Below are 22,901 nucleotides of genomic sequence, written 5' to 3'. Positions count from 1 at the left end.
CGGTTTGCGCAGCAAGACCGGGACCCATGAACACCGGATGGATCAGAACCCGGCAGGGCCGCGCCTCATTCGTCAGGCACGGCGCGAATGGGTCCCGGACAAGCCCTACGGGCTTTCCGGGATGACACGGGGAGCACGCCCGCGACAAACGCGCCAAAGGCGCGCTCCACCCCTCGCACCAAGCCATCCACGGAGGCGCATCCAGGCGCACGCGGGCGCCGACAGGTCCGCCCAGCAAGCAAGTTGAAACGCGAAACAACGGGTGCGGCGCCCCGTCTGGTTGCAAGCGGCGCCGCACGGGATGTAAACCGCCTCGGGGACCTCGGCTCTGGCCGCAATCCAGGAAAGTTTAGCCTATGCGCATCATTTCGGTCGCTGCGGCCGCGTCGTTCGCGGCCGTGACGGCGGTTCACGCCGCGCCGCCGCCGGCCTCGGCCTTTGGTCGGGTTCCCGCCGTCGCCGACACCGCCATGTCTCCCGACGGCCGCCGCGTGGCGCTGCTGGGCGGCACGTCCGAGCAACGCTTCGTCTCGATCGCGACCATCGACGATCCGAACATGCCGGTCCTGGCGCTCGGCGACGCCGAGGCGATCAGCCTGCGCTGGGCCGGCAACGACCACGTCCTGGCGCGGATGGCCTACTGGAAGTCGGACGGCCCGCGCCTGGCCTACCGCTTCGAGCGCAACGTCGCGATCAACACCCAGGGCCAGGCGGTCTCGCGGCTGCTCGAAAGCGACGCCTTCTCGCAGTACCTCCTCCAGCAGCCGGTTCTCGGCGTCGTCGCCGGGCCGCCGGCCAGCGTCTACGTCATGGGCCTGACGCCGATCGAAGCCAATAGCGGCATGGACACCCGTATCCAGCGCAAGGGCACGGACGGCTGGGCCCCGGCGCTCATGAGAACCGACCCGGCCACCGGCAAGGGCGTGCGCGTCGAGAAGGGCGATTCCGACACCGTCAGTTGGGCGCTCAACGCCGCCGGCGAGGCGCGCGTGCGCCTGGACGTCGACGAACTGAGCCACCGCTTCGAGATCTACGCCCGTTCCGGCGCCCGCTCCTGGACCCAGATCTGGCAGGGCCCCGACTATGAGAGCCGTCGCCAGTACATCGGCTATTCGGCCCCTGAGGACGCGATCTACCTGGCGGTGGGCGACCGCATCGTGCGCAAGCCGCTGAACGGCGGCGCCGAGCAGCCGGTCGGCCAGCCGCTGGCCGGGGTTTCGCCCGACATGGTCTGGGATCCGCACCGCCTCGGCCCCGTCGCCATCGTCGGCGGCGGCGAGAAGCCGACCTACGAGTGGCTCGACGCCGAACTCGGCGCGACCCACGGCGCGCTCGCCAAGGCCTTCAAGGGCAAGGACGTCTCGCTCACCGACTGGTCGGCCGACCGCTCGCGCTTCCTGGTGCGGGTCGCCTCGCCGTCGTCCCCGGGCGCCTGGTACCTGTTCGACAAGACCCGCAAGGAGCTCTCGCCCCTGGGCGAGGAGTATCCCGAACTCACGGACGCCGCCCTCGGCCAGACCAACTGGATCACCTACAAGGCTCGCGATGGCCTGGAGATCCCGGCCTACCTGACCCTGCCCCCGGGCCTGGCGGCCGGCGCCAAGCCGCCGCTGATCGTGCTGCCGCACGGCGGCCCGACCGCCCGCGACGCCTACGACTTCGACTACATCGCCCAGTTCCTCGCCACCCGCGGCTACGCCGTGCTGCAGCCGCAGTTCCGCGGCTCCTGGGGCTTCGGCGACGCCTTCGAGAGGGCCGGCGCGGGGGAGTGGGGCGGCAAGATGCAGACCGACCTGCTCGACGGGATCGCCGCCGTCGCCGACAAGGCCGACGCCGGCAAGGTGTGCATCGTCGGGGCCAGCTTCGGCGGCTACGCCGCGCTCGCCGGCGCCACCATGCACCCCGAAGCCTACAGGTGCGCCGCCTCGGTCGCCGGCATCTCCGACCTCGGCCTGCTGCTCGAGCAGCAATGGCGGGTCTCGGGCGACGACTCCGCCAAGGCGGGCGAACTGCGCGCCATGCTCGGCGCGGCCGACAAGGGCAAGCTCAACGCCACCTCGCCGGCCCTGCTGGTGACCAAGGCCACCGCTCCGGTCCTGCTGATCCACGGCGACCAGGACACGATCGTGGCCCCGCAGCAGTCGCAGGTGATGGCCAACGCCCTGAAGGCGGCCGGCAAGCCGGTCGAGTACGTCGTGCTGGCCGGCGAGAACCACTACCTGACCCGCTCGGCCACCCGCACCCAGATGCTGCAGGCCCTGGAGACCTTCCTGGCGAAGAACCTGCCGGCGGCGAACTGACCTAGGGTCCCGGCGGGGCTGAGAGTTGAGTGGATGCTCCCCCGCTGGCGGAGCGACTGGAGGAAAAACCCACGCGACGGCCCTCGCCCTTGAGGCGGGGGCCGGGCTCTGGCATTCCGCCCTGACACACCAACCAAGGGCGACCCCGGATGACTGAATCGCGCGGCCTGACGGCGACCTTCAAGCGCTGGGAAGGCAATCACGACCTGCCCCTGCCCGCCTACGCCACCGCCGGCGCCGCCGGCTTCGACTTCCGCGCCGCCGTGCCGGAAGGCGAGACGATCACCATCGAGCCGACCGCCCGCGCGCTGATCCCGACCGGCTTCGCCGTCGCCCTGCCGATCGGCTACGAGATGCAGATTCGCCCGCGCTCGGGCCTGGCCGCCAAGAACGGCGTCTCGATCGTCAACGCGCCGGGCACCGTCGACTGCGACTATCGCGGCCAGATCCTGGTCTGCCTGATCAACCTGGGGGCCGAGTCCTTCCACGTCCGCCGCGGCGACCGCATCGCCCAGGGGATCATCGCGCCGGCCCCGCAATGGACGCTGGTCGAGGCCGACGAGCTGGACGACACCGTCCGCGGCGCCGGCGGCCACGGGTCGACCGGGGTTTAGTTGAACGCCTTGCGGACGCTGAGCCGCACGTTGCGATAGCTCTCCTCGTCGCGCCGCTCGGCATAGACCAGATCGGCGACGTGCCGCAGCCCGCCGTGCACGTCGCGCTCGCTCCAGGCGCTGCGGGCGGTCAGGTTGTTGACCTCCAGCCGCAGGGTCACGTCCGAGCGCGGCGAATAGTCGACGAAGGCCGAGGCCCAGGGCTCGGCGCCGCTGACCTCGGTCCCGTCGAAGCGGTAGGCGGTCTTGTCGCTGGCGCCCGACAGGTTGACGCCCCAGCTCGCGTTCCACGCCGGCAGGTCCTGGGTGAAGGCGGCGTTCCACTCCAGCGCCGACTGGCCCGAATAGCTGCGGCGCTCGCCGGTCGCCGCGTCGGTCACTTCCGAGCGCACGGCCTTCAGCCCCGCCTTCAGCAGGCCGCCGGATATGCCGCCGCCGTCCAGCGGCAGGGTGGAGTTCAGCTCCAGCACCTGGCGCAGGCCCGAGCCGACATTGCTGCGCGCATCGAACAGGCCGTTGGGGCCGGCCACCGGCGCCAGGCCGATGACGTCCTCGACCTGCTCCTGGCGCAAGATCGCGGCCAGGGCCCCGCGGCCGGCGAACTGCTGCTCGAAGGCGAGCTCGGCGCGCAGGGTCTGGGTCGGGGCTAGCAGGCCCGCCCCGGCGGTCACCACGCCGGTGTACATGTTCACCGAGGCGAGGAAATCGTTGAAGTTGAGCTGCCCGACCTCGCGCTCGATCCGTATACGGATCAACCGTTGTGGACTGGGCGTCCAGGTCAGGGCCGCCGAGGGCTTGGCGAACTCCAGGCTCTGCTCCTCCCCATGGCCCGGATCGAGGATCGAGGCCTCCATCCGCAGCCCGGCCTCGATGGCCAGCGCCGACGAGGGTTGCCAGACGCCGGTCGCGAACCCTTCGCCGCGCCGCTCCTCGACCCGCGCGTGGGACCCAGGAACCGGGGCCAGCACGCCGCCGACCATCAGGGCGCTGTCGCCCTCCAGCCAGTTGAACGCCGCCTCCAGCCCGGTCTCCAGCGACAGGGCGTCCCAGCCGTGGAAGCGCAGCACCGCGCGCCCCACCGTCTCGCCGGACTCGTCACCGCGCTCATAGCCGGCGATCTTCGCGCCGTTGACGGACCTGGCCCGCGTGGCGTTGGCGCGCCAGGACTTCAGGGCCAGCGCCTCCAGTTCCAGCCCGCCGGCCAGCGGCGCGACATAGCGGCCGCCCAGTTCGCCCCCGCTGCCGCGATAGGCCTCGGTCAGGACGCCCAGGCCGTGCGGATAGGCGAAGACGTCGCGCTCGGCGACGTCGCTGATCTCGCGATAGCCGCGGATGTTCAGCCGCACGTCGCCGACCGGCAGGGCGGTCTCGTAGGCGGCGGCCCCGACGAGCGCCTCGGCCGGCTTGTCGCTGTCGATCTGCGAGTCCATCAGCAGCCGCCCGTCGGCGGCGGCGCGCAGGCGATGGGTCCTGCGCCGGTCGTGGGGATCGCCGCGCGTATAGCTGGCCGCGGCCTCGAAGGCGTGGGCGCCCAGCCGGCCGGCGACGTCGGCGGCGACCTGCGCCTGGTTGCGGCCCTCGGCGTCCAGGGTGAGCTGGTCGGCGACGCTGACCGTTCCGCTGATCCCGCCGCGCGGGTCGCGGATGACGTTGGCCACCACCGGCTTGCGCTGCATGTCGATCCCTGGCGCGCCGCCGCGGATGACGTCGATGCGGATCACCTGGTCGGCGGGGATGCGGGCCAGCACGTCGCTCAGCGAGTCGCTCTTGGACGAGGGGCGGCGCCCGTCGATCAGCACGTTGCCCGCCGCGCCGGACAGTCCGCGCACGGCGCCGCCGCCGTCGAAGGCGAAGCCGGGGATGCGATCGATCATCGCCTTGGCGTCGCTGGGCCGCGAGGCCGCAAAGAACGCGCCGTCATAGCTGGTGACGGCCTGGTCGGCGTCCTGGGCCAGGGCGGCGGCCATCAAGGCGATCGACAATACTCCCACGCGTCCCCCCAAGTCTGGATGGCGTGGGTCTAGGGCCGAGTACGGCGCATGTAAACGGCGCAGGCGCCGGTTTATCGCCCTGCCGAGCCCTGAGGCGGTAACGCTTTCTGGAGGTAGGCGACGATCGCCGCCTGTTCGGCGCTCGAGGCCTCGGCGCCCTTCTCGACCATGGCCTGGACGACGTCGCTCCAGGCCGCCTGCTTCTGGCTGCGCTCCACCAGCACCTCGGCCTCGTGGCAGCCCGTGCAGACCCGCACCGTCTCGGCCCGCCCCGGCCCCGCCGGCAGCTCGAACGCCTGGGCCGGCGCCGCGCCCGCCAGCGCGACGGCGAGCGCCAGCCGCCTCACGCCCGCCCCGCCAGAGCCGGCGGAACAGGACCGCCCGCCGCCCAGTCGAGCAGTTCGACCGTGTGGACCACCGGCACGCCCGATCCGCCAGCGATCTGGGTCAGGCAGCCGATGTTGCCGGCGGCGATGACGTCGGGTTTCGTCGCCTCGAGATGGGCCACCTTGCGCTCGCGCAGGCGTCCGGCCAGCTCCGGCTGCAACAGGTTGTAGGTTCCGGCCGACCCGCAGCAGATGTGCGGCTCCATCGGCTCGACGACCGTAAAACCTGCCGCTTGCAGCAAGGCCTTGGGAACATTGCCGATCTGCTGCCCGTGCTGCAGCGAGCAGGCCGAATGGTAGGCCACCCGCAAGCCGGCGCCCGGTCCGGCCGGCAACGGCCCAAGCCCTTGAAGAACCTCGGTAATGTCCTTGGCCAGGGCCGCGACCCTGGCCGCCCGCTCCGCCCATTCGGCAGATTCCCGGAAGGCGAAGCCGTAATCCTTCACAGTCGTCCCGCATCCGGAGGCCGTGACGATGATCGCGTCGAGCCCCTCGCCGTCGATTTCGCGGCTCCAGGCGGCGATGTTGGCCCGGGCCAACCCATGCGAGCGGTCGGCCTTGCCCAGGTGGTGCGGCAGCGCCCCGCAGCAGCCCGAGCCCGGCGAGGTCACCACCTCGACCCCCAGGCGGTTCAGCAGCCGGATCGCCGCTCCATTGATCTCCGGGGCCAGCACCGGCTGGGCGCAGCCGGCCAGCAGCGCCACCCGGGCGCGGCGCTCGCCCACAGCCTTGAAAACCCGCGGCTTTTCGGCGGGATCGGGCGGCGCCAGCCGCGCCGGGGCCATCGCCGCCATGCCCTTCAGCCGCCCCGGCAGCAGTCCCGCCAGCGGCCGCCCGACCTGCGCCAGCCGCAGCGCCCAGCGGAACAGCGTCCGGTCGGGCAGCACCCGCGCCAGCATCCCGCGCAGGAAACGCTCCGGCCACGGACGAACGTGATGCTCCTCGATATAGGCCCGGGCGTGATCGACCAGGTGCATGTAGTTCACGCCCGACGGGCAGGTGCTCATGCAGGAGAGGCAGGAGAGGCAGCGGTCGACGTGCCTGACCGTCCGGGCCGCGGGCGGCCCGCCCTTCTCGAGCATCTCCTTCATCAGGTAGATCCGGCCGCGCGGGCTATCGAGCTCGTCGCCCAGCAGCAGGTAGGTCGGGCAGGTCGCGGTGCAGAACCCGCAGTGCACGCAGGTGCGGATGATCTTTTCGGACGAGGCCGTATCGGGATCGGCCAGTTGCGCCGGGGTGAAGCTGGTCTGCATCAGGCGTACATCCGGCCGGGATTGAAGATGCGCTGCGGATCGAACTGCGCCCGCACCCGCTCGGTCAGGGCGCCGACGCCGGGCGCCAGCGGCTGGAACGGCGCGACCTGGGCCCGCACCCGGGCGTCGGCCCGCATCAGGGTCGCGTGGCCATCGCCGCCGGCGACCTGCGCCAGCACGTCCCGCACCCGGCCCGCATGGGCGTCCGGCGCGGCGGGAAGCTCCAGCCAGACCGCCCCGCCGCCCCAGTCGTAGAAGCAGCGCCCGCCCAGCTCGTCCGCCAGCCGCCGCCCGACCGCCGCGCCCAGGCTCGGGGCGACCGACAGCTTCCAGACCTGTCCCTCGCCGCCCGCGAAGGGCGCCGCGTCGGCGATCTCCTTCCAGGCCAGGGCCGAGGCCTCGCGGTCCAGCACCGCCTGCCGCCTCTCGCTGGAGAGCACCTCGGCGAGGTGCGCGATCCGCGCGGTGACCGAGGGGCCGACCCCCTCGACCCGCAGCAGGGTCACGGCCCCATTGGCGGCCGAGAGTTCGCCGACGTGCGAGCGCGCCGCGACGTCGGCCGGCAGGTGCGCGGCCGACGACACCTGGGCCGGGCAGCCCAGCGCCCTGGACATCACCGCCATCGCCGCCTCGTCGGTGAGGCCGCCGATCACCAGGGTCTGGGCCTGCGGCGGGGCCGGCAGCACCTTCAGGGTCAGCTCGGTGACCGCGCACAGCGTCCCGAAGCTCCCGGTCGCCAGCTTGCAGACGTCGAAGCCGGTGACGTTCTTGACCACCCGGCCGCCGGCCGCGAACGCCTGGCCAAAGCCGTTGACGCCCTTGATCCCCAGGCAGTGGTCGCGTGGGCCGCCGGCGGTCAGCCGCCGCGGCCCGCCGCGGCCGGTCATGATCGCCCCGCCGACCGTGCCCAGGCCCGCGGGCAGTCCCCACAGCGGCCCGAAGTCCGGCGGCTCGAAGGCCAGGCACTGGCCGCGCTCGGCCAGCATGGCGGCGACCTGCGCCATCGGCGCGGCCGGCTCCACCGCCAGGATCAGTTCCTCGGGCTGGTAGGTCACGACGCCGTTCAGGGCCGACAGGTCGAGCGCGACGTCGGCCTCGACCGGGCGCCCGAACGCCCGCCGGGTCCCGGTCCCGAGCAGCTCCAGGCTCCGCGCCTGGGCCAGCGCCTCGCCGACCGCCGCCGCCGCATCCGCGCCGTCCCTTGGCTTCCAGGTCTCGCCCACGCTCAGAACCGATCCAGTTCGGGGAAGCGGACCTTGCCGCCGTGGATGTGCACCCGCCCCAGCTCCGCGCAGCGGCAGAGCTTGGGGAACACCTTGCCGGGATTCAGCAGCCCGTCCTCGTCGAAGGCGCACTTCAGCCGCTGCTGCTGGTCGAGGTCGGCCGGCCCGAACTGCACCTCCATCAGGTCACGCTTCTCCACGCCCACCCCGTGCTCGCCGGTCAGCACCCCGCCGACCTCGACACAGAGGGTCAGGATCGCCGCCCCCAGCTCCTCGGCCTTGTGCAGCTCGCCCGGGACGTCGGCGTCGTAGAGGATCAGCGGGTGCAGGTTGCCGTCGCCGGCATGGAACACGTTGGCGATCCGCAGGCCGCACGCCTCCGACAGCTCGGTCATCCGCCGCAGCACCTTCGGCAGGGTCGCGCGCGGGATGGTGCCGTCCATGCAGTAGTAGTCGGGCGAAATCCGGCCCACGGCCGGGAACGCCGCCTTGCGCCCGGCCCAGAAGCCCTTGCGCTCGTCCTCGTCCATCGAGATCCGCAGATAGCCGGCGCCGCAGCCCTCGCCGATCTCGCGCACCACCTCGATCAGGTGGTCGACCTCGGCCGGCGGCCCGTCCAGCTCGATGATCAGCAGCGCCTCGACGTCGAGCGGATAGCCGACCCTCACGAAGGCCTCGGCCGCCGCGATGGCCAGGCGGTCCATCATCTCCATGCCGGCCGGAATGATGCCGGCGGCGATCACCGCGGCGACGCAGGCGCCGGCCGCCTCGACCTCCGAAAAGCCCATCAGCAGCGCGCGCTGGCTCTCGGGCGCCTGCAGGATGCGGACGGTGACCTCGGTCACCACGCCCAGCAGCCCCTCCGAGCCGCAGACCACGCCGAGCAGGTCCAGCCCCTGGGGATCCAGGTGCTTGCCGCCCAGCCGCATGACCGTGCCGTCGATCAGCACCAGCTCCACGCCCAGCAGGTTGTTGGTAGTCATGCCGTACTTCAGGCAGTGCACCCCGCCGGCGTTCTCGGCGACGTTGCCGCCGATCGAGCAGGCGATCTGGCTGGAGGGGTCGGGGGCGTAGTAGAAGCCCTCGCCCGCGACCGCGTGGGTCACCGACAGGTTGGTCACCCCCGGCTGCACCACCGCGCAGCGGTTGGCGTAGTCGACCTCGAGAATGCGGTTGAACTTGCCCAGCCCCAGGATGACGCCGTCGGCCAGCGGCAGCGAGCCGCCCGACAGCGAGGTGCCCGCCCCGCGCGGCACCACCTTCAAGCCCACGCCGTGGCAGTAGGCGAGCACGCGACTGACCTGGTCGACGGTTTCCGGCAGCACCACGACCATCGGCCGCTGGCGATAGGCGGTCAGGCCGTCGCATTCATAGGCCGCCAGCCCCGCATCGTCGTCGATCACGCCCTCGCCCGGCACGATGGCGCGCAGGGCGGCCACGAACTCGGCGCGGCGGGCCAGCAGCCCCTGGTCGGGCGCCGGCATCAGCATGGCTGTCTCACGTCCCGTCTCCCCTTGGACAGGCCGACATAACGCGGGCGCTCGCCGATGGCCACGTCATAGCGCGCCCTGCTTCCCCCACGTCAGCACGACTTGTATACTGAATACGAAGCCTGGCCGGCCCCGGCCGTCGCGAGCGTGGATGATGGACGGCGACTTTCCCCTGGGCGAACCACGGCCGACGACCTTGAAGGCGCACGTCCTTGGCCTGCTGCGGACCGCCATCCTGTCGGGGCGCTACAGGCCCGGCGCGCGGCTGAACGAAAGCCAGCTCGCCCGCGAGTTCAAGATCAGCCGCATCCCGATCCGCGAAGCCCTGATGCAGCTTCAGGAGAACGGCCTCGTCACCAATCACGAGCGCCGCGGCATGTTCGTGACCGAGCTCAGCCCCGAGGACGTCCAACGCATCAACAGCATCCGCGTGGTGCTGGAGGCCGAGGCGCTGCGGCTCTGCCGCGCCAACATGACCAAGGCCGCCGCCGCCAGGCTGACCGCCCTGGTCGAGCAACTGGAAGCCTGGGAAGACGGGGCCGAGCCGGGCGCCGCGGCCGCCGACTGCGAGTTCCACCGCACGATCTGGAGCCTGGCCGGCAACCCCTATCTGGCCAGGACCCTGGACTCGCTCTGCCTGGCGCTGTTCGCCCAGGGCGCGCACGACCCCGGCGAGACCGGCGGGCGGCGGCGCGGCCGTCATCGCCGACTTCTTGATGTGGTTTTGGGTCGGTCCAGCGTCTCGCCAGAGGACGCTGTGATTGCTCACCTGAGGGTCTCCTATGACGAGCCGGAGAAATTCTCCAGCTACGCCCCGACGCAACGGACGGCGCAGCCGGCCGTTGACGGATCGCGCGCCAAGCGCAGGACTTCGACAGGATCGACACGCCCATGACGCATCGCCCGCCCCACCGCCTGGCCGCCGGTCTGGTCGCAGCCGCAGGTCTGGCCGCAGCCTCCGGAGCCACGGCCGCCGTCCAGGGCGAGACCGTCTTCAAGCAGCAATGCGGGACCTGCCACACCATCGCGCCCGGCCCGGCGAAGCTGGGGCCGGCGCTCCAGGGCGTGGTCGGGCGCAAGGCCGGCGCGGTCCAGGGCTACGCCTATTCCAAGGCCCTGATCGCCTGGGGCCAGACCTGGACTGCGGCCAATCTCGACCAGTACCTGGCCAAGCCCACCGCGACCGTCCCCGGCACCAAGATGCTGGTCGGGGTGGCGAACGCCGAGCAGCGCGCGGCGGTCGTCGACTATCTCGCGGCCCAGAAGTAGCCAACCATCGGGTGACACCATGACCACGGCTGACCTCCGGCCGGGCGCCCGCCTCGCCGGCGGAGCTTTGCACGCCCGCGCCCCGGACGGCGCGGCGCCCGACTATCACGCGCTCGGGACCTTCTCCGAGACCTGGACCTTCCTGGAATTCTTCCTCGAGCGCTGCCTGCACGCGGCCGGCGGCGAGGCCGACTGCGACCAGCCGCTCAGCCTCCAGGCCCGGCTCGACGCCCTGGAGAGCCTGGAGCTCGGCGCGAGCCGGCCCGAGGCCCTGGCCCTGGCCGCCGAGGTGCGCGCCCTGGCCCTGAAACGGCAGGCGGTGCTGCAGGACCTGGCCCGCGCCAGCCTGAACCGCCTGGGGCTCAACCTGTTCGCTCTGCCGGACGCGGCGCTCGGCCCGAAGGCCGTGCCCTCGCCGTTCGGCCGCGACAAGGCGCTCGACGCCCTGCACCTGAAGACCTGCGACCTGGTGCGCCGCGCGGCGCTGCTGCTCTGCGCGCTGCAGAAGGCTCGCAGCTAGCCGAGCTCCTGCGCCATCCGCGCGGCCAGCTTGCGGGCCACCTCGGACTTGGCGGTGCGCTCCCAGCGCTCGACCCCGTCCTTGGTGACGATGGACACGGCGTTGTCGTCGCCGCCCATGGTGCCGGCGACGCTGACGTCGTTGGCGACGATCCAGTCGCAGCCCTTCCTGGCCAGCTTGGCCTTGGCGTAGGTCTCGACGTCGTTGGTCTCGGCTGCGAACCCGACCACCAGCCGCGGCCGGGCCGCCGACTTGGACAGCGTCGCCAGGATGTCGGGGTTCTCGACCAGGGTGATGGCGGGCGGGCCGTCGGCGCCCTTCTTCATCTTGGTCCCGGCGGCGTTCTCGGGACGCCAGTCGGAGACCGCCGCCACGCAGACGGCGATGTCGGCCGGCAGCGCCGCCTCGCAGGCGGCCAGCATCTCGCGGGCGGTCTCGATGTCCACGCGCCGGACGCCGACCGGGGTCGGGACGGCGACGGGGCCGGCGACTAGCGTCACCTCCGCCCCCAGGTCGGCCAGCGCCTTGGCGATGGCGAAGCCCTGCTTGCCGCTGGACCTATTCGTCAGTACACGGACGGGGTCGATCGGCTCGGCGGTCGGACCGGCCGTGACGATGGCCCGCTTGCCGGCCAGCGGCCGCGCCGCCGGGCCTTCCAGCGCCGCCATGATCGCCTCGAAGATCGCCGGCGGCTCGGCCAGCCGCCCGAAGCCGTACTCGCCGCAGGCCATCGCGCCCTCGTCGGGGCCGACGAACAGCACGCCGTCCGCCCTCAGTTGGGCGACGTTGCGGCGGGTCGCCGGGTGCTCCCACATGCGCACGTTCATCGCCGGGGCCATCAGCACCGGCTTGTCGGTGGCCAGCAGGGTGGTCGAGGCCAGGTCGCTGGCGTGACCGTGAACCGCCTTGGCGATCAGGTCCGCCGTCGCCGGCGCCACCACCACCAGGTCGGCCGAGCGCGACAGCTCGATATGGCCCATCTCGGCCTCGTCGGTCAGCGAGAACAGCTCGGAATAGACCTTGTCCTCGCTGATCGCCGCCAGCGACAGCGGGGTCACGAACTGCTCGCCCGCCTTGGTCAGGATCGGCCGCACCCCGACCCCGGCCTTGCGCAGCAGCCGGGTCAGTTCCAGCGCCTTGTAGGCCGCGATGCCGCCGCCGACGATCAGGAGAATCCGCTTGTCCGACAAGGCTTCGTGCCCCTCCGCAATGGTCGCTCGGTCATAGGCCATACGAAGCGGCTGGACAAACCTCGGTTTCCGTTCTTAATTTGTTCCGCAACTTGGCCGTTAGAGGGAGACAACGGGTGGCTGCGTACAAGATTGCTTTGAGCCTGGGCCTGGCCCTGATCCTGACCGCCGCCTGCGAGCGGCCCTCCGCCGTCGCCCAGAAGGAGGCCGCCGCGCCGACGGCCGAGACGCGCCCGTTCGCCTCCGCGCCGTCGTCGGGGCCGGCGCAGAGCCGCGCCGCGCCGGTGCGCGAACTGGACGGCAGGCCGATCTGGTCCGCCAGCCGCCGCGGCACCGCCGAGGAGAACGCCCAGCGCGCCTTCGACCGCAACGGCGAGGCCTTCGGCGCCCGCGACCTCGACGACTTCGTCCGCAAGGCCCACGCCTTCGTCGCGAACCCGCCGCCGGGGACCCAGCGGCTGACCCGGGCCAACGGCGACCTGCTGCTCTACGATCCCAAGGGCAACGTCTTCGCCGTCGCGACCAAGGACGGCGCGCCGCGCACCATGTTCAAGCCCGACGAGGGCGCGACCTACTGGGAAGAACAGAAGGCCCGCCAGGCGCGGCAGGCCGCAGGGCGTGGGCGGGACGACGGCGAGAGCTGACCGGCCGCCAATCAAACAAATGTTCGAACCGCCCCTTTCGCCGGTTCCGCCCCTGCGCTAGCGTCCGCGCCAATCAATTGCAGACGCGGGAGACGGACATGAAAGCGGTGCTCAGCAAGGTGACGGGCGGGCCCGAAACCCTGGTGGTCGAGGACATCCCCGCGCCCGAGGCCAAGCCCGGCCACGCGGTGGTCTCGGTCAAGGCGGTCGGCGTCAACTTCCCCGACGTGCTGATGATCGAGGACAAGTACCAGTCCAAGCCGCCGCGTCCGTTCTCGCCGGGCGGCGAGCTGTCGGGGGTGGTCAAGGCCGTCGGCGAGGGCGTCACCAACGTCAAGGTCGGCGACCGCATCCTGGCCAATACCGGCTCGGGCGGCATGGCCGAGGAGGTCCTGCTGCCGGCCAACCGCCTGTGGCACATCCCCGACTCCATGCCGCACGACATCGCCGCGGCCTTCATCCTGACCTACGGCACCTCCTGGCACTCGCTGAAGGACCGCGCCGACCTCAAGGCCGGCGAGACCCTGCTGGTGCTGGGCGCGGCCGGCGGCGTCGGCCTGGCGGCCGTCGAGCTGGGCAAGGCGATGGGCGCGCGCGTCGTCGCCGCCTGCTCCAGCCAGGAGAAGGTCGACCTGGCCATCAAGCACGGCGCCGACGCCGGCGTCGTCTATGACCGCGGCCCGTTCGACCGCGACGGCCAGAAGGCGCTGGGCCAGCTCTTCAAGGAAGCCGGCGGCGAGCACGGCTTCGACGTCATCTATGACGCCATCGGCGGCGACTACGCCGAGCCGGCCCTGCGCTCCATCGCCTGGGAAGGCCGCTATCTGGTGGTCGGCTTCGCGGCCGGCGACATCCCGAAGATCCCGCTGAACCTGGCCCTGCTGAAGGGCTGCCAGATCGTCGGCGTGTTCTGGGGCAACTGGGCGGCGCGCAATCCCGAGGCGTTCGCCAAGAGCATCGACGAGCTGCTCGAGCTCTACGCCCAGGGCAAGGTCAAGCCTTACGTCTCCGAACGCTTCCCGCTCGAGCGCGGCGCCGACGCGATCGCCCACCTGGGCAGCCGCAAGGCCATGGGCAAGGTCGTCGTCACCATCGACTGACGAAGCTGGCGTGGAAGCCGTCGAAACGGCTTCCACTTTCCCGCCCCCCGCTCTAGTTATCGCCGATCACATAAAAATCGGGAGCGAAACATGGCGGGACGTCTGGACGGCAAGGTGGCGCTGATCACCGGCGGGGCCTCGGGAATCGGGCTCGGCACGGTCGAGCTGTTCGTCGCCGAGGGCGCCAAGGTCGTGGCGGCCGACATCCAGGACGAAAAAGGCGCGATGCTGGAGAAGCGCTTCCCCGGCCAGGTCGCCTACGCCCACTGCGACGTCACCAGCGAGGCCGAGATCGAGGCCGCGCTGCAGAAGGCCAAGACCGAGTTCGGCGGCCTGGACATCCTGTTCAACAACGCCGGCATCTCCGACCGCATGACCTCGATCGGCGAGATCACCGCCGACGGCTGGAGCTGGATCTTCGACATCCTGGTGCGCGGCCCGGCGCTGGGCATGAAGCACGCCGTGCCGCTGATGCTGGAGCGCGGCGGCGGCTCGATCATCAACACCGCCTCGATCGCCGGGCTGCAGGCCGGGTTCGGCCCGATCGCCTATTCCACCGCCAAGGCCGGCGTCATCCACATGAGCCGCGTCGCCGCCGCCCAGTTGTCGCCGCAGAAGATCCGGGTCAACGCCATCTGCCCGGGCCTGATCGCCACCTCGATCTTCGGCGCCTCGTTCGGCCTGCCGCGCGAAGTCGCCGACCAGATGGCCGCCCGGGTCGCCGAAAACGCCGCCGCCGCCCAGCCGGTGCCCAAGGCCGGCCTGCCCGACGACATCGCCCAGGCCGCGCTCTACCTGGCTTCGGACGCCGCGGCCTTCGTGTCGGGGACCCACATCGTCGTCGACGGCGGCATCACCGTCGGCGGCCGCCATGCTTGGGATCCGAACATGGTCTCGCCCTTCGCCACCATCCTCGGCGACCTGACGCCCGCCCAGCCTTGACCGCCGCGGCCGGCAAGCCGCGGATGGACCACAACGTCGAGGGGGCCCTCTGGATGGTCGCCTCGGCGGTGGGCTTCACGGCCATGACCACCCTGATCAAGTATCTGGGCGACGACTATCCGGCCGCGCTGCAGACCTTCTACCGGCAGCTCGCCGGCTTCATCGTGCTGCTGCCGATCATCCTGAAGCGGCGCAGCGCGGCCTTCGCCACCACCCGTCCCGGCATCCTGATCTTCCGCTCGGCGGCCGGGACGCTGGGGATGATCCTGTCGTTCTACGCCTTCCAGAAGATGCCGCTGGCCGACGCCAACGCGCTGTCCTTCACCCGCACTCTATGGCTGGTGCCGCTGGCCGCCCTGGTGGTGCGCGAGACGGTCGGCCCGCTGCGCATCGCCGCCGCGGTCGTCGGCTTCATCGGCGTCTTGATCATGCTGCGGCCCGGCGCCGACGGCGCCTTCGTGATCGGCTGGCCGGCCCTGGCCATGCTGGCCTCGTCCTTCCTGTTCGCCCTGACCATCACCGGCATGAAGGTGATGACCCGCGACCACTCGCCGACCGTGCTGCTGGTCTGGTCGGCGACGCTCGGCCTGGTGATGGGCATTCCGGGCGCCTTCTTCACCTGGCGCTGGCCCGAGCCGCTGGACCTGGTGCTGCTGGGCGCCATGGGCGTGCTGGGGACCATCACCCAGGGCTGCTACATCAAGGGCATGGCCATCGGCGACGCTGCGGCCATGGCCCCGATCGACTACATCCGCCTGGTGTTCACGGTGATCGTCGGGGTGAGCCTGTTCCATGAGGTCCCCAGCATCTGGACCGTGGCCGGCGCCGGCGTGGTCGTGGCCTCGACCCTGTTCATCACCTGGCGCGAGGCGGCCGCCAGCCGCGCGGCCCGCAAGGCGACCATCGGCGACGAAACCGCGGGCTAGTCGTCGTCGCGGGCCATCCGCTCCAGCACCTGCTGGGCGTCGCTCTTGTGCTGCGGCTTCAGGTGCCGGCCGACGATGGCCAGCAGGGCGGCGAACACCGCCGCGTCGTCGGTGAACCCGACCACCGCCAGCACGTCGGGAATCGCGTCGGTCGGCAGCACGAAATAGGCCAGGCCGGCCATCATCATCGCCTTGGCGGCGGCCGGCGTGGCCGGATCCCTGGCGCAGAACCAGATCGACAGCGCATCGCCCGCGAACGGGACCTTGGCCGCGACCCGGCGGATCTTCGGCCAGAAACCGCGCGCCACGCGCCGCTCGTTGACCCGCGCCACGGCCGGAACCATGGCCCGCGAAGGGTCCAGCGCCCGCTTGGCGTCGAAAGCCCGGCCGTTGACGTGGGGTGACGCTTTTGAGTCCGCGCTCATCGGGCTAAAGCCTCTGACAACGAGACCCTATTAGACGTGAACGGGAGCAAGGCGTCCATGAAACTCGATTCCTCCATCGCCGCGGTTGTGACCGGCGGCGCGTCCGGCCTTGGCGAGGCCACCGTCCGCGCCCTGGCGGCCCAGGGCGTGAAGTGCGCGATCTTCGACATGAACGAAGCCAAGGGCGAAGCCGTGGCCAAGGAAGTGGGCGGCGTCTTCTGCAAGGTCAACGTGACCTCCGAGGAAGAAGTCGACGCCGCCTTCGCCAAGGCGCGCGCGGCCCACGGCCAGGAGCGCATCCTGGTCAACTGCGCCGGCACCGGCAACGCCATCAAGACCGCCAGCCGCGACAAGCAGACCGGCGAGGCCAAGCACTTCCCGCTCGACGCCTTCAACCTGATCATCCAGATCAACCTGGTCGGCACCTTCCGCTGCATCGCCAAGTCGGCGAAGGGCATGCTGGACCTGCCGCCGCTGGAAGACGGCGAGCGCGGCGCGATCGTCAACACCGCCTCGGTGGCGGCCGAGGACGGCCAGATGGGCCAGGCGGCCTATTCGGCGTCCAAGGGCGGCGTGGTCGGCATGACCCTGCCCATCGCCCGCGACCTGGCCGGAGACGGCATCCGCGTGAACACCATCCTGCCGGGCATCTTCAACACCCCGCTGATGAACGCCGCCCCGCCGCAGGTGAAGGAGGCCCTGGCCCAGTCGGTGCCCTTCCCCAAGCGCCTCGGCAACGCTGAGGATTACGCGTCCCTGGCGCTGGAAATGATCACCAACGGCTATTTCAACGGCGAGGACGTGCGTCTCGACGGCGCCATCCGGATGGCGCCCCGCTAGGGCGCCTGTTGCGAGGGCCGCCGACCTGGCGGCCCTCGTGAATATTCGGTGACGCTTTACCTCGCGGCCATTTAGGCGTTCCGTATCGCCGGAACTTCGTGGGGGGCTTTGAAAGCGCCATGATGGGACGGTGGGCGCAGCGTTTCGCCACTGCGATGGAGCGCCCTGTCATCGCTTATGCAGCCGCGCTCGGCGCCGTCGGAGCCGCTGCGTTGCTGCGCGCCGCCGCCGGGATGGTGATGGCCGCCCCGCCCAACTACATGACCTTCTACCCCGCGGTGCTGTTCGCGACCCTGGTCGCCGGCGCCCGCGGCGGCCTGGCCGCCACCCTGGCCAGCGCCGTGCTCGTCTGGAGCTTCTGGCTGGGCGGATCGCCGACCCTGTTCACCGCCATCTTCATCGCCACCGCCACGGCCACCGTGCTGATCGGCCAGGCGATCCGCATCGCCGTGCTGCGCGGCGTCGAGGCCGAGAAACGGTTCCGGATCTTCCAGGAGCACGCCCGCGAGGGCTTCATCATCGTCGAGCCCGTCTATGAGGGCGGACGCCTGATCGACTTCCGCTGCGCCTATTCCAACCCGGCGGCCGAGGCGATGGCCCGGGCGGACATCGGCGGCCTGCAGGGCCGCCGGATCCTCGACGTGTTGTCCAGCGAGAACGGGCAACTGATGTTCGACCGGCTCGCGGCCGTCTATGCAGCAGGCGGGTCAGACGACATCGAGGTTCGCCGGGTGATCGAGGGCCAGGTGCGCTTCCTCCGCTCCAGCGCCGTCAGGCTGCCCCAGGGCCTGGCCGTGACCTTCCGGGACATCACCGCCCAGCGGCAGTCGGAGAACGCCCTGCGGACCGGCGAGGCGCGCGTGCGCGCGCTGCTGGACAGCCTGCCCCAGCTCATCTGGTCGGCGCGCGGCGACGGATACTGCGACTTCCTCAGCCCGCAATGGGTCGAGTTCACCGGCGTCGCCCCCGAGCAGCACTATGGGGCGGGCTGGCAGGACGCCATCCATCCCGAGGACCGCGACGCCGTCGCCCAGGCCTGGAACCAGGCGGTCGGCGGCGGCCTGCCCTATGATGTCGAGTTCCGGCTGCGACGATGCGATGGCGTCTGGCGCTGGGTGAAGGCCAGGGCCTCGGCGGTGCGGAACGACGAAGGCCGCGTCCATCGCTGGTTCGGGACGACCAGCGACATCAGCGAGGTCGTGGAAGCCCGCGCGGAACTCGAGGAACGGGTCGCCGCACGCACCCGCGAACTGGAACGCAGCCTGGCCGAACGCGCCCAGGCCGAGGCGGCCCTGGCCCAGGCCCAGCGCCTGGAGACCGTCGGGCGGCTGACCGGCGGCGTCGCCCACGACTTCAACAACCTGCTGACCGTGGTGATCGGCGGCCTGGACATGATCCTGCAGCACCCGCAGGACACCTCGCGCGTGTCGCGGCTGGCCGAGGCGGCCCTCGCCGCCGGGCGGCGGGGGGAACAACTGGTCCGGCAGTTGATGGCGTTCTCGCGCCGCCAGGAACTGAAGCTCGAACTCGTCGACGTCTCCGGCCTGATCGAGGAGATCGAGCCGCTCGTGCGCCGCGCGGTGGGCGAGGATGTGAACCTCACCATCCGCCGGGAGGGCCTCATCGGATCGAGCCGGCTGGACCCGGCCCAGTTCGAGGCCGCGCTGCTGAACCTGGTCGTCAACGCCGCCGACGCCGCACCGAACTCCGGCGGCGACATCGAGATCGCCTTGCAGCGCCGCCGCCTGGCCGACGGCGAGGTCCCCGGCGCCGCCGCCGGCGACTACGTCTCGGTCGCCGTCTCCGACAACGGCGCCGGCATGACCCCCGATATCCTCGAGCGGGCCTTCGAACCGTTCTTCACGACCAAGGACGTCGGCAAGGGCACGGGGCTGGGCCTCGCCCAGGTCTATGGCTTCATCAAGCAGGTCGGCGGCGCGGCGGCGATCACCTCCTCCATCGGAGCCGGCGCCACCGTCACCCTCTACTTGCCGGCCGCCGAGGCCCAGGCCGCCAACCACGCCGCGCCGCTGCGCACGAACGAAGGCGAGTGGGCCCGCGGCGCGCGGGTGCTGCTGGTCGAGGACGACGCTGCGGTCCGGGCGGTGACCGAGAGCCTGCTGATCGACTTCGGCTGCCGGGTGGAAGGCGCGTGCGACGGGCCCAGCGCCCTGGGCCGCCTGCAGGCCGGCGAGCGCTTCGACCTGCTGATCTCCGATATCGTGATGCCGGGCGGCATGAGCGGCGTGGACCTGGCCCGCGCGGCGCGCGCCCGCGATGCGCGCCTGCCGATCGTGCTGACCAGCGGCTATGCCGGCGAACGTCTGGGCGAGGGCGCCGAGGCCCTGGCCTGGCCGCTGCTGCGCAAGCCCTTCCGCGCCGAGCAACTGGGCGTGGCGGTGCGCGAGGCCCTGCAGCGCAACCAGGTCGAGGCCTGATCGTCAGGCCGCCTGGTCCACCCCGTCCCTGCGCAGGGTCCGCACCTCGAACGCGCTGGCCGGCGGCGGCCGGAACAGGACCTTTTCCGGCTGCGAGAGGCTGAGCCAGGCCAACCCGTCGGCGGGCGCGAAGGTGACGATCTGGCGGTCGTGATAGGCGGCGACGTCCGGCCCCGGCGCCGTGGTCAGCAGGCTGAAGCAGCCCTCCTTCACGACCCCCGCGATCCAGAACCACTCCTGGCCGGCCATGGTGAAGAGGTGGCGGTCCTTGAGCTTCACGCCGGGCACGCTCGGGGCGGTATATTCGAAGAAGCCGTCGGCCATCACCAGCACCCGGTCGCTGCGCGAGAAATCCCGACCCTCGGAGCGGAAGTTGAACACCGGGGCGCCGCGCGGGCCGGGCCAGGCCCAGGTCATCATCGTCCCGACCAGCCCGTCTTCGCCGCCGCGCACGACGAAGGCGCTGTCGCGGATGCGGATCGAAGGCTGCGCGTCCAGCATGTTGGGGATCTGGCCGTCCTTCCACCTGAACAGCGGCAGGCCGCGCCGGGCGAACTCTTCGATGGCGTCCTGGAGCAGCTTGTGGCGCTGGAACTCGTTGCACATGCCGGCAAGGTAGCGGCCCCCGCCGAAACGAAAAGGGCGGCCGCGTCGCCGCGGCCGCCCCTCGCAATTTCCGTGCGTGGGAAGCTTACGCTTCCTCGGCCGCCGGTTCGCCCTTGGCGGACAGGTCTTCGCCGGTTTCCTGGTCGACGACCTTCATGCTGAGGCGGGTCTTGCCGCGATCGTCGAAGCCCAGGAGCTTCACCTTCACGGCTTGGCCTTCCTGCAGCACGTCCGACACCTTGGCCACACGATCGCTGGAGATCTGCGAGACGTGGACCAGGCCGTCCTTGGCGCCGAAGAAGTTCACGAAGGCGCCGAAGTCGACGATCTTCACGACCTTGCCGGTGTAGATGGCGCCGATTTCCGGCTCCGAGGCGATCGACTTGATCCACTCGCGGGCCGCATCGATCTTGGCCTGTTCGGCGGCCGCGATCTTGATGGTGCCGTCGTCGGCGATGTCGACCTTGGCGCCGGTCTTTTCCACGATCTCGCGGATGACCTTGCCGCCCGAACCGATGACTTCACGGATCTTGTCGACCGCGATCTTCATGGTTTCGATCTTCGGGGCGAACTCGCCCAGCTCGGCGCGCGGCGCTTCCATGGCCTTGGCCATTTCGTCGAGGATGTGCTTGCGGCCACCCTTCGCCTGCTCCAGCGCCTGCTTCATGATCGCTTCGGTGATGCCGGCGATCTTGATGTCCATCTGCAGCGAGGTGATGCCGTCCTCGGTGCCGGCGACCTTGAAGTCCATGTCGCCCAGGTGATCTTCGTCACCCAGGATGTCCGACAGGACCGCGAAGCCGTCCGATTCCAGGATCAGGCCCATGGCGATGCCGGAGACCGGCTTCTTCAGCGGAACGCCCGCGTCCATCAGGGCCAGCGACGAGCCGCAGACCGAGGCCATCGAGGACGAGCCGTTCGACTCGAAGATCTCGGAGACCAGGCGGATCGTGTAGGGGAAGTCTTCGGTCTTCGGCAGCATCGGGCGGATCGCCCGCCAGGCCAGCTTGCCGTGGCCGACTTCGCGGCGGCCCGGCGCGCCCATGCGGCCCGTCTCCCCGACCGAGAACGGCGGGAAGTTATAGTGCAGCATGAACTTCTCGTAGTACTTGCCTTCCAGCGCGTCGATCAGTTGCTCGTCGTCGCCGGTGCCCAGGGTGGCGACCACCAGGGCCTGGGTTTCCCCGCGGGTGAACAGGGCCGAACCGTGGGCGCGCGGCAGGACGCCGACTTCCGAGACGATCTGGCGGACCTTGTCGACGGTGCGGCCGTCGATGCGGATGCCGGTGTCCAGGATGTTGCGACGCACGACGTCGGCTTCCAGTTCCTTGAACACGCCGCCCAGCTTGGCGGGGTCGATGCCGGCCGGGTTCGCGTCGGACTTGCCGAACGCCTCGACGGCCTTGGCCTTGGCGGCCGAGACCGCGTCATGACGCTGGCCCTTGGCGACGATCTTGTAGGCCGCGGCCAGATCAGCGCCGATCAGCTTCTTCACTTCGGCCTTGATGGCGTCGGTGTCGTCCGGGGTGAACTCGAAGGGCTCCTTGGCCGAGTGCTCGGCCAGTTCGATGATCGCGTCGATCACCGGCTGGATGCCGTTGTGGGCGAACATGACGCCCTTCAGGACCTCGTCTTCGCTGAGCTCCTGGATCTCGGATTCCACCATCATCACGGCGTCGCTGGTCGAGGCGACGACCAGGTCCATGGCCGATTCCTTCAGCTCGTCGAGCGTCGGGTTCAGCACGTATTCGCCGTTGATGTAGCCGACGCGGGCGGCGCCGATCGGGCCCATGAACGGGGCGCCGGAGATCACCAGGGCGGCCGAGGCGGCGACCATGGCGACGATGTCGGGATCGTTCTCGAGGTCATGCGCCAGCACGGTGGTGACGACCTGGACCTCGTTCTTGAAGCCCTTGACGAACAGCGGGCGGATCGGACGGTCGATCAGGCGCGAGGTCAGGGTTTCCTTCTGGCTCGGCGCGCCTTCGCGACGGGGGAAGGAGCCGGGGATCTTGCCCGCGGCGTAGAACTTTTCCTGGTAGTTGACGGTCAGCGGGAAGAAGTCCTGACCCGGCTTCGCGCTCTTGGCGAAGACGGCGGTGGCCAGGACCATGGTCTCGCCATAGGTGGCCAGGACCGCGCCGTCGGCTTGACGGGCCATGCGGCCGGTTTCGAGGGTCAGCGTCTTGCCGCCCCACTCGATGGTCTTGCGTTTGATATCGAACATTTTGCTTCTTTCTCATCCCGCGGGCGTATTCCCAACGGGGGCGGACAGGGCGTCGGGGTTCCGAAATCCTCTCCAGACGATCAGGCGATGAGGATTGCTGTGGAACCCTCGGCGTGTAGCGGGCGTCCTGACTTGGACCGCCCGGATCGCCGCTTTGTTCCCTTCGGCCTGTCGCGAAGGAAGCGGCGCTGTAGATGGAGCCTGATACGCAAAGCCCCCGGTTTCCCGGGGGCTGACCACTTAGGTCCTAGCGGCGCAGGCCCAGCTTCTCGATCAGAGCCTGATAGCGGCCCTCGTCGGACTTCTTCAGGTGATCGAGCAACGACCGACGCGCGGAGACCAGCTTCAGCAGGCCGCGGCGCGAGTGGTTGTCTTTCTTGTGGGTCTTGAAGTGCTCGGTGAGGTTGGAGATCCGCTCAGAGTAGATCGCCACCTGCACTTCAGCGCTTCCGGTGTCACCGGCCGAACGGCCGTGGGTCTTGATGAGCTCGGCTTTGCGCTCGAGAGTAATCGACAT

At 70.6% G+C, this 22,901-nt stretch carries 21 protein-coding genes; 11 read left to right on the top strand and 10 right to left on the bottom strand.

From position 1 onward, the window contains the following. The first annotated feature begins 356 nt into the window (after positions 1–356). Both RTL41_RS17480 and dut read left to right on the top strand, forming a co-directional pair. The gene (locus RTL41_RS17480; RefSeq protein WP_312166354.1) at positions 357–2,300 is read left to right on the top strand and encodes a S9 family peptidase; all 1,944 of its coding nucleotides are present in this window, start codon (positions 357–359) and stop codon (positions 2,298–2,300) included. 149 nt (positions 2,301–2,449) lie between these two features. Then, positions 2,450–2,914: a dUTP diphosphatase gene (dut, locus tag RTL41_RS17475; protein WP_312166353.1), complete on the top strand. Its 465-nt coding sequence runs from the start codon at positions 2,450–2,452 to the stop codon at positions 2,912–2,914. Here dut and RTL41_RS17470 read toward each other — a convergent pair. The 5 genes from RTL41_RS17470 to RTL41_RS17450 form a co-directional block, all read right to left on the bottom strand. Beyond that, complete coding sequence (locus RTL41_RS17470; protein WP_312166352.1) at positions 2,911–4,905, bottom strand: TonB-dependent receptor domain-containing protein; 1,995 nt, start codon at positions 4,903–4,905, stop codon at positions 2,911–2,913. The two genes, dut and RTL41_RS17470, sit on opposite strands and share 4 nt — an antisense overlap. Before the next feature lie 71 nt (positions 4,906–4,976). After that, positions 4,977–5,252, bottom strand: a complete 276-nt coding sequence (locus RTL41_RS17465; protein ID WP_312166351.1) for a hypothetical protein — start codon at positions 5,250–5,252, stop codon at positions 4,977–4,979. Next, positions 5,249–6,544 carry a glycolate oxidase subunit GlcF gene (gene glcF, locus RTL41_RS17460; RefSeq protein WP_312166350.1) on the bottom strand — a complete coding sequence of 432 codons (1,296 nt, stop codon included), beginning with the start codon at positions 6,542–6,544 and terminating at the stop codon, positions 5,249–5,251. The genes RTL41_RS17465 and glcF overlap by 4 nt, the downstream gene beginning before the upstream one ends. Next, positions 6,544–7,767: an FAD-binding protein gene (locus RTL41_RS17455; RefSeq protein WP_312166349.1), complete on the bottom strand. Its 1,224-nt coding sequence runs from the start codon at positions 7,765–7,767 to the stop codon at positions 6,544–6,546. Before RTL41_RS17455 ends, glcF begins: the two co-directional genes overlap by 1 nt. Positions 7,768–7,769: 2 nt before the next feature. Next, positions 7,770–9,257, bottom strand: coding sequence for an FAD-linked oxidase C-terminal domain-containing protein (locus RTL41_RS17450; protein ID WP_312166348.1), 1,488 nt, complete (start codon positions 9,255–9,257; stop codon positions 7,770–7,772). Between the two features lie 154 nt (positions 9,258–9,411). On the opposite strand from RTL41_RS17450, the gene RTL41_RS17445 reads away from it, so the two are divergent. From RTL41_RS17445 to RTL41_RS17435, 3 genes are read left to right on the top strand one after another with little or no spacing between them, the layout of a single operon-like run. Further along, complete coding sequence (locus RTL41_RS17445; RefSeq protein ID WP_312166347.1) at positions 9,412–10,152, top strand: GntR family transcriptional regulator; 741 nt, start codon at positions 9,412–9,414, stop codon at positions 10,150–10,152. Further along, positions 10,149–10,526, top strand: a complete 378-nt coding sequence (locus RTL41_RS17440; RefSeq protein ID WP_312166346.1) for a c-type cytochrome — start codon at positions 10,149–10,151, stop codon at positions 10,524–10,526. Before RTL41_RS17445 ends, RTL41_RS17440 begins: the two co-directional genes overlap by 4 nt. 19 nt (positions 10,527–10,545) lie before the next feature. After that, entirely contained in the window at positions 10,546–11,046 is a 501-nt protein-coding gene (locus tag RTL41_RS17435; RefSeq protein WP_312166345.1) for a hypothetical protein, read from the top strand. On the opposite strand, the gene coaBC is transcribed toward RTL41_RS17435, so the two are convergent. Then, complete coding sequence (gene coaBC, locus RTL41_RS17430) at positions 11,043–12,236, bottom strand: bifunctional phosphopantothenoylcysteine decarboxylase/phosphopantothenate--cysteine ligase CoaBC (RefSeq protein ID WP_312166361.1); 1,194 nt, start codon at positions 12,234–12,236, stop codon at positions 11,043–11,045. The two genes, RTL41_RS17435 and coaBC, sit on opposite strands and share 4 nt — an antisense overlap. 116 nt (positions 12,237–12,352) lie before the next feature. Between coaBC and RTL41_RS17425 the strand changes: the two genes are divergently transcribed. From RTL41_RS17425 to RTL41_RS17410, 4 genes are all read left to right on the top strand, one after another. Continuing rightward, positions 12,353–12,880, top strand: coding sequence for a hypothetical protein (locus RTL41_RS17425; protein WP_312166344.1), 528 nt, complete (start codon positions 12,353–12,355; stop codon positions 12,878–12,880). A gap of 98 nt (positions 12,881–12,978) precedes the next feature. Beyond that, complete coding sequence (locus RTL41_RS17420; protein ID WP_312166343.1) at positions 12,979–13,980, top strand: NADPH:quinone oxidoreductase family protein; 1,002 nt, start codon at positions 12,979–12,981, stop codon at positions 13,978–13,980. Between the two features lie 90 nt (positions 13,981–14,070). Beyond that, the gene (locus tag RTL41_RS17415; RefSeq protein ID WP_312166342.1) at positions 14,071–14,922 is read left to right on the top strand and encodes a glucose 1-dehydrogenase; all 852 of its coding nucleotides are present in this window, start codon (positions 14,071–14,073) and stop codon (positions 14,920–14,922) included. 53 nt (positions 14,923–14,975) lie between these two features. After that, positions 14,976–15,848, top strand: coding sequence for a DMT family transporter (locus RTL41_RS17410; RefSeq protein WP_312166360.1), 873 nt, complete (start codon positions 14,976–14,978; stop codon positions 15,846–15,848). Here RTL41_RS17410 and RTL41_RS17405 read toward each other — a convergent pair. Then, positions 15,845–16,273, bottom strand: coding sequence for a YkvA family protein (locus tag RTL41_RS17405; protein ID WP_312166341.1), 429 nt, complete (start codon positions 16,271–16,273; stop codon positions 15,845–15,847). The genes RTL41_RS17410 and RTL41_RS17405 overlap by 4 nt on opposite strands. A 57-nt stretch (positions 16,274–16,330) precedes the next feature. Between RTL41_RS17405 and RTL41_RS17400 the strand changes: the two genes are divergently transcribed. Together RTL41_RS17400 and RTL41_RS17395 are read left to right on the top strand one after the other, a co-directional pair. Then, positions 16,331–17,113, top strand: a complete 783-nt coding sequence (locus RTL41_RS17400) for an SDR family NAD(P)-dependent oxidoreductase (protein ID WP_312166340.1) — start codon at positions 16,331–16,333, stop codon at positions 17,111–17,113. A gap of 212 nt (positions 17,114–17,325) precedes the next feature. Beyond that, complete coding sequence (locus RTL41_RS17395) at positions 17,326–19,551, top strand: PAS domain-containing protein (protein ID WP_312166339.1); 2,226 nt, start codon at positions 17,326–17,328, stop codon at positions 19,549–19,551. Positions 19,552–19,554: 3 nt separating this feature from the next. On the opposite strand, the gene RTL41_RS17390 is transcribed toward RTL41_RS17395, so the two are convergent. From RTL41_RS17390 to rpsO, 3 genes are all read right to left on the bottom strand, one after another. After that, entirely contained in the window at positions 19,555–20,157 is a 603-nt protein-coding gene (locus RTL41_RS17390; protein ID WP_312166338.1) for an SOS response-associated peptidase family protein, read from the bottom strand. Positions 20,158–20,242: 85 nt separating this feature from the next. Further along, positions 20,243–22,384, bottom strand: a complete 2,142-nt coding sequence (gene pnp / locus RTL41_RS17385; protein WP_312166337.1) for a polyribonucleotide nucleotidyltransferase — start codon at positions 22,382–22,384, stop codon at positions 20,243–20,245. A 247-nt stretch (positions 22,385–22,631) separates the two neighbouring features. Beyond that, on the bottom strand, positions 22,632–22,901 hold the full coding sequence (gene rpsO / locus RTL41_RS17380; RefSeq protein WP_056023895.1) for a 30S ribosomal protein S15: 270 nt from the start codon (positions 22,899–22,901) through the stop codon (positions 22,632–22,634).

It is taken from the genome of Phenylobacterium sp. (genome assembly GCF_031984885.1).
In the GTDB taxonomy this organism is placed as follows: Bacteria; Pseudomonadota; Alphaproteobacteria; order Caulobacterales; family Caulobacteraceae; genus Phenylobacterium.
The sequence above is the reverse complement of the archived record's forward strand: the minus strand, read 5'-3'. Positions and strand labels throughout refer to the sequence as shown.